This window comes from Edwardsiella hoshinae NBRC 105699 = ATCC 33379, from assembly GCF_000474215.1.
In the GTDB taxonomy this organism is placed as follows: domain Bacteria; phylum Pseudomonadota; class Gammaproteobacteria; order Enterobacterales; family Enterobacteriaceae; genus Edwardsiella; species Edwardsiella hoshinae.
Window position 1 is genome coordinate 1 of the sequence record NZ_BAUC01000063.1, and the last position, 4,059, is coordinate 4,059.

Annotated in this window: 3 protein-coding genes; all 3 read right to left on the reverse strand. The window is 60.1% G+C overall.

Annotated features, from left to right (window positions below; all coding sequences use genetic code 11):
* Positions 1-237 precede the first annotated feature (237 nt).
* From EHO01S_RS16775 to EHO01S_RS16785, 3 genes are read right to left on the reverse strand one after another with little or no spacing between them, the layout of a single operon-like run.
* Entirely contained in the window at positions 238-1,023 is a 786-nt protein-coding gene (locus EHO01S_RS16775) for a LuxR C-terminal-related transcriptional regulator (protein ID WP_024525026.1), read from the reverse strand.
* Positions 1,020-1,499 (reverse strand): CaiF/GrlA family transcriptional regulator, encoded by a 480-nt coding sequence (locus EHO01S_RS18000; protein WP_024525027.1) that lies wholly within the window; start codon positions 1,497-1,499, stop codon positions 1,020-1,022. The genes EHO01S_RS16775 and EHO01S_RS18000 overlap by 4 nt, the downstream gene beginning before the upstream one ends.
* 29 nt (positions 1,500-1,528) lie before the next feature.
* Positions 1,529-3,499, reverse strand: a complete 1,971-nt coding sequence (locus EHO01S_RS16785) for a cobalt ABC transporter permease (RefSeq protein WP_162147382.1) — start codon at positions 3,497-3,499, stop codon at positions 1,529-1,531.
* Positions 3,500-4,059 lie beyond the last annotated feature (560 nt).

Here is a 4,059-nt window from a genome sequence, read left to right on the forward strand (position 1 = left end):
CGTGGGACAAGAACTGTTGAGCTAAGATAGTAATGCCCTCACGGCCCCCTTATCGGATGGATCGCGCCAGGGCGCTTATGGTCAGCATATATTGCAGCAGAGCCGCTTCGCTGACGCGATATCAGCGCGGTCTCTTATTGGCAGCGAGTGCCAAGGGCATGAATGCCGCCGTCACGCACAGGCTCACCCAATAGCCTGAGCGGGCGAAGGAGACGGTGCGCCGGGGGCGGTCGCCCGCTAGACCAGATAGCGCTGCAACGCCTCCTTCACCACAATCCCCCGAAACAAGACACGCTCTCGCCGCCGATCACCACCGCTCAGCAACATTAAGACCCGCTGTTTGTACACACTGACCGTTTTCTTCTGCACCCCCATCCGCGCGGCCACCGCCGTCGGCGACATGCCCTCCGACAAACAACGCACAATCACCCATTGCCGTGTACTCACCCCTTGCGGGAGCCAGCGTCCCCCCTCCCGCCGTATCATCTGCACCAAACGACCGCTCCGCGCTTGCTGCCGCGCCCGACTCTCCCCCTCTAGCAGCCTCACCCGCGCCTGTCTCGTAGCGCCCTTACGCCAGCGGCGTTGACAACGCGCCATAAACGCCGCCAAGGGATACTCCGTCTGGGGCGCTCCCGTAGCCAGCCCCCGGATCGCCTTCACCCACGGTATCAAGGTATCCAATGCCAGCGGCGTGCCATAGCCTAATGCCGCCAACACCGCCAGATCACTGTAATACACGGTCTCGGACACAATCTGTACCGCCCGCCCCCGTAATGGCTCCCGCAGCCTATCCAGCAGCTCTACGCACTCATGGGGCCGTAGACAGAGCACCACCCCTGCCTGCTGGCGCTGCCGCAACAGCTTCATCAACTGCGCGACGCTTGTCGCTATCTCTGTTGTTACCCGCGGCGACATCACCGTCACCACATGACGCACCGCTTGGGTGACCGCCCACGCATCGCCGTAAAACAGTACCGAACGCGCGACTTGCCTTACTGCTTGATCCTCACCCTTGCTCACGTCTTACGCTCCTTATGTAAACCTCGCCAAATATCCCGCCACTGCGCTCGCATTGCCTCATCCGCATTCCCCACGCGATGTTTCTGCACCCGCTTCAACGGCATCGTTTCCGTGACCGTCGTCTTCGTCTTGCGCACGCCCGCCTCCGGATGTACCCACAAGACCCGAATCTCACTGCTCTCCATCATCGCCGTTCCCCGCCTGACCTTGCGCAGCACACTGGCTATCTGCGCCTTTTTGCGCGCCAAATAGGTCAACTGAAATGTCGCGCTACGCGCGCTGATGCCAAAGGCCGCCGCGATTTGGTTACGGTTCACCCACCCTTCCTGGCGTAAGCACCACTGGGCCACCAACACATACAAAGGCCGCTCCCGATATGCCTCTAGACCGAGCGGCACCAGGCACGCCTCATGATTGCCCTGATACGGCTTGCGTACGCGACGGTGACGCGCCGCCTCATCGTCTGCTCCCGCCATCCTCTCCTCCCTTACTACAACAACTGCACTCAGGATGCCCTGCCCGTGTCCTCGTCTTCCCTAGCCGCGGCATCCGTTGCGCCCTGCGCCACATCCTGCGCAGCGCCCTGAGTGTGCCCGGCCTGACTCGCTAACCAGGCCTGCCACACCACCGCCACAAACTTTTCCGGTTGGCCCTGGAATAACACCTGTTCTGGATCGTTTACTCGCAGTTGCTGCTGCAATGATTCGCGGTAGGCCGTGTCCTCCACCAGACGTAAGGTCGCCTGGATATACCCCTCCCGATCAGTGGCAATCAGCGTCTCGGGTAACCCCAGGCGACGGAACAACCCCTCATCAATGTGCGTATGCACTTCCGGCCCGGTCATACACACGCCCGGCAAGCCCTGACGGACCGTATCCACCAGTCCATTGGTATTGCCGAAAGGAAAGGGATTCACAAACAGCTCACAGCTATTGAGCGCCTGCTGGTATGCCTGCACCGGCATATGCGCATTCACTTCCGCATCCGCTAATTGCTCGCCAATCGCCTGCGCCAGATAATCCAGGGTCAGCCCCTGCGCGAAGCCCAGGTAAAAACAAAATTGCAGCGGAACCCGGCTGCGCCGCTGTATCTCCGCCAAGGTCGCAAGAAAACCTGGGTTCACCTTCATCACCGAGGCGCACACCGCCACCCGTACCGGCAGGGCGAAAGGCGCGCGCTGCCGCCGACGCGCTGCAAAAGGAAGACGTTCAGGTAAGACGCGTTGGGTCTGCGCCGGCGGGCGGTACGGCAGAGCGTCTTTCGGCAGCGGATACACCCGCTCGCTAAAACAGGCACGTGATCCCAGGTAGTCCTCCTCCACCAACACCCCATCGACACAGTCAGAGTGCGTCGTAGCCGGATGCCCCAAGGCCATCAATTGCAAGGGGGCTAAGCGTAGGTTGGTTAAATAGAGCGTCAGGGGAAACATACCGACCGAGGGCCAATACACGATGTCAGGCTGGAGGCGCGCAAGATAGGCCACCATCTCCGCCAGCACATTGGCCGCCGGAATCTCGACATATTCATCGAAGACTTGTTGTGTCAGACGGTCTGTGGAGCCCGCCTGCGCCAGGCCAATCACATGAAAACGGCTAGCCAGCGCCTTAATGGTGAGCGAGTGGGTACGGTAAATACTGTGCTGACCGGTAAACCACTCCGGTATCACGACCAACAGCGGCTTCTCCCGCGCTGGCCGTGACGCTGGCAGCGTAGGCCGCAATTCCGCCAGACTGGCCGCAATCAGCCGATTCAATGGTTTTTTTATCGAATGCTTCTGCGGCAAATCGGCATACGAACAATGCATATACACATCATGCAACACCGCTAGCGGCAGAAAATCCAACGCCGCCAACTCGGCCAATTTCTCCGGCAACCAGGCCAGCAACTGTTCCCGCTTACTGTGCCCCGCCGGGGTGGGCAAGGCCCGACCGCTAATCAGGGCGCAAAACAGCCGCACCACCGTTTCCCGGTCGTATTGCCACAGCACATCCGGCTGTAGCGCTATTTCGGAGTCCGGGTAGTAACACAAACAAAACAGCCTCAGATTCCCGGCATTTAACGTCAGCGGATCGACCACGCCGCCCCCGGCCGCATTCAGGTTGCGGATAATGTGGTCGCCATGGCGATAACTGCTCACCGCAAAGATTAACGCCAACCAACGGTGCAGGTTCATCAGTTGTACATAGCCCGCATCACTGATGCTCAAACCGGGGTGAGAAAACAAGGCCGTAATCGCCCCCGCCAGGCGGGTGCAAAGATGGCGGTTCACGGTCTGCGGCGTCTGGCCCGGTGCAAAAGCCTGAAACTGCGCGCCCCACATCCCGTAATGACGATCCAACTCACTCAGCAAAAAGAGCAGTTCACGACAAGCTAGCTCGGTCTGGTCGCTATGCACGCGCCATTCAAAGGTTTCCAGATTAAATAGCGTCAGCGCTGGCGGCGCATTCGCTTCGTCGCTCTCTAACAGGGTGTCCATCACCTACCTCCCAAGATCCCTAGGCCGCCCATCGGCTGACGCCGCGCCTGGGCCGGTCACGCGGCGGGTTGATTACGGTTTCAGCGCGGAGGGCATGCGTGCCGGATCGGGACGTCGGGGGCATCCCCCCAGCTTGACGCGTTGCGCGCAGCCCCGTCCGCACTGTTACGCCGCAACCTGACTGCGCTCGTCGCGGGTCGCCGTTAACCGACGAAGAGACAGACTGAGGTCACCCCCCGCTAAACGACGAGAGGACTTATGCCGCGCCATTCCCGGGGCAATCCCGCCTCCCTTTAGTTCCTTATCTTTAACATTGCTAGTCTGCGAGGCTTTATCAAAAATAAGCTGAATGTTGTTTACATAAGACCAATTTATAATTTAGAAGCCGGCTATCCTTCTCCCGCTAGCGGCGGCGGGCGTAAAACGGCGCGTTCAGTTCAATCGAGGCAAGGCGCTCGCCTCGCTATCTCTGTGCCAGTCAGCGATGGCATAACCTCAGCGCGCGCAACGCCCTGTCCATCCTCCGCGCTTGCTTACGCGTACGGATCAACGCCAGCGAG

Bases quoted from the DNA above. Each gene is read 5' to 3' on its own strand.
- EHO01S_RS16785 (WP_162147382.1), bottom strand. From the start codon at position 3,499: ATGGACACCCTGTTAGAGAGCGACGAAGCGAATGCGCCGCCAGCGCTG.
- EHO01S_RS18000 (WP_024525027.1), bottom strand. From the start codon at position 1,499: ATGGCGGGAGCAGACGATGAGGCGGCGCGTCACCGTCGCGTACGCAAG.